Origin of the sequence: uncultured Campylobacter sp. (genome assembly GCF_938030815.1) — a bacterium.
Taxonomy (GTDB): domain Bacteria; phylum Campylobacterota; class Campylobacteria; order Campylobacterales; family Campylobacteraceae; genus Campylobacter_B.
This window is the reverse complement of record NZ_CALHII010000227.1, coordinates 1-2333: the sequence shown is the minus strand read 5'-3', so window position 1 is coordinate 2333 and position 2333 is coordinate 1. Positions and strand designations below refer to the sequence as shown.

Below are 2333 nucleotides of genomic sequence, written 5' to 3'. Positions count from 1 at the left end.
TGAGTCCGAGAAACCATATACAATAAAAGGAAATTTAAATGCAAATTGATGGAAAAGAGATATTTAGGAAAAACGGGCTTATGGTTAATCTATGCCGTATGGCTTCTTTGGAATATCAAGTTGATCATTTGATACATCCTGCGGTTGAATATTACGAAAGCCCATCGGAAATGGTAGAATTTTTATATACCGAATGCAAAAATGCCTTATTGGAACAATTTAAATTTTGTTTCCTGCCATACGAAAGGGATGCGCTAAGGGTACTTGTGGAACTTATAGATAAAAATTTTAATAACCGCAGCTTATTAGAGGCAGACGGTTACGAATACCTAGTCCATCACAATCCATCCTGGGTAGAGGTCAGAGAACTAGCCTTGAAGACTTTGTATACCTTCGGATATGATTTGGAAGACTTCGACTATGATTAAACCCGGATTGAACCTGGCAGAATGAAATTTATCCTACATATCTTTAATCTGCTACTATGCCTAAGCGCCTGGGCTCTACTTGGTTGTATACAGCGAAAATAAAACCGACGCCGCGCAAGCAAATAGTTTCATTTTGGGCGCACTTATGTTGCGCCGTACTATATTATGCGCCGTAACTCAATCTAACGCCGCCAGGCCGTGCTCTAGCCGCTACGTCGCGATGCGCTCTATCGCTGTACCTTAAATCCTTGCGCCCGAAGCGCCTAGATCATCTTTCCGACGAGTTTTTCTTTAAATTCCTTGTAAATTTCAGGCCCCGCGTGTTTGTATTCGCTCGTCAGCTTATTGTGAAATTCCGCCATATCGCCGCCGCTTTCGCGGTAGAGCTTGATCGCGTTTCGCCTTACGGCGCCGTCTTTTAGATCGCTATCGTAGGTGATGCTCGCGTATAGCGTTCGCGCGCCGTCCTTGATCTCGCGGTAGGCCTCGCAGCCTTTGGCTCTGCCGAGTTTCGCGACGCACGCGGCATAGAGGGCTTGCAGGCTCACGCACTGGGGTATCAGCGCCTCCGCCGCGGCGAGGTCCGCTTTGGCGATTTTAGAATTTGCAGCCTTTTGTTCCTGTCGCGCGGCCTTCGGCTCCTGCTTCGCGGCTCTTGCACCTTGCTTTTGGGCCTTTGGCTCCTGTTTTGCGGCTTTCGGCTCCGCTTTTTGGGCTTTTTTCTCCGCTGCGCCGCTTGTTTTGCTTTGTTTTGCGCCCGCTCCTGCGGCATGCGAGACTAGGCTGATCTTTTCAAATTTCGGATTTTTGCGGTAGTCTAGATCGTTAAAGAATTCTATCACGTCGTCGTAAAATTTATCGTTGCTGACGATGCCGATCTTGCCCTCCTGCCCGCAGAGCTTACCCATCAAAAACACGATGATCTTATCGGCGAAGTCCTTTCTTTGCTTGCCGATCGTAAAGACCTCGCCTATGCTAACGCCCATCTTCGATAGGCGCGCAAGGGTCAAGGCGCCGATCTTTTTGGCGGTGTTGGAGACGATATTCAGCTCGTCGCCCTCTTTGAGATTTACGACGTCAAAGATATTATCGACGTCGATATTTTCGTCGTCTATGATAAAGTGCGTCAAAGTTTTTCCTTTAAATTAAATTTCAATGCCTGCGCTCGCGCAAATTTCATCTCTAAAGCGCGCAAAAGGTCTCATCGCGGGCTGATTTTGCAGATGCTCGCCGATCGGCTTTTGCATCCACGCCATATCGTACTAGCGGCCAAATTTATAGGCGCAGCGCTCGAATCTGCCGACGAAGCGAAAGCCCATGCGCTCGTGAAATCGCACGCTAACGTCGTTTAGATATTCGTCATCCCCGCAAGCGATGCAAGCGTTCATATCTACGATGTTTTGAGCCCTAAGCGCGCGCTGTAGCGCCTCGTAGAGCAGCCTGCCGATGCCCAGAGCATGCGCGTTTCGCGACACATAGACCGAGCTTTCCGCCGACCAATCGTATGCCGCGCGCTCTTTGAAAGCCGAAGCGTAGGCGTAGCCGAGGATTTGGCCGGGTTTTAAATTTACGCCGCTTTGTTTTGCCGAGGCGATTAGATTTGCGCCATTTTGCTTCGCCGCACCGCTTGCGCAATTTCGCGCCTCGTTCGCACGTAAAATTTCACTTTCTGCACCCGCCGCGCTCGCAGAAATTTTAAAATTTTTATCTAGCTCATCGTTCGCACATGCCGCCTCGTCGTTTACGTAAGCGAGCAGATATGGGTATCTTTGCAGCGTCTGTTCGATTCGCTCCGCAAATTCCGCGGCTCTGGGCACGTCGTATTCAAAGCTGATCGCCGTTTGCTTTACGTAGGGCGCGTAAATTTCAAGCAGCGCGTCCGCATCTTGCGGCGTTGCAAGCCGC

Annotated in this window: 3 protein-coding genes; 1 reads left to right on the top strand and 2 read right to left on the bottom strand. The window is 49.5% G+C overall.

Annotation, left to right across the window (positions count from 1 at the left end):
- The first annotated feature begins 38 nt into the window (after positions 1-38).
- On the top strand, positions 39-428 hold the full coding sequence (locus Q0277_RS08745) for a phytanoyl-CoA dioxygenase (RefSeq protein WP_297997318.1): 390 nt from the start codon (positions 39-41) through the stop codon (positions 426-428).
- A gap of 263 nt (positions 429-691) precedes the next feature.
- On the opposite strand, the gene Q0277_RS08740 is transcribed toward Q0277_RS08745, so the two are convergent.
- Together Q0277_RS08740 and Q0277_RS08735 are read right to left on the bottom strand one after the other, a co-directional pair.
- Positions 692-1558: a hypothetical protein gene (locus Q0277_RS08740; RefSeq protein WP_297997316.1), complete on the bottom strand. Its 867-nt coding sequence runs from the start codon at positions 1556-1558 to the stop codon at positions 692-694.
- Positions 1559-1690: 132 nt separating this feature from the next.
- On the bottom strand, positions 1691-2333 hold a 643-nt coding region (locus Q0277_RS08735), incomplete at its 5' end, for a GNAT family N-acetyltransferase (protein ID WP_297997314.1).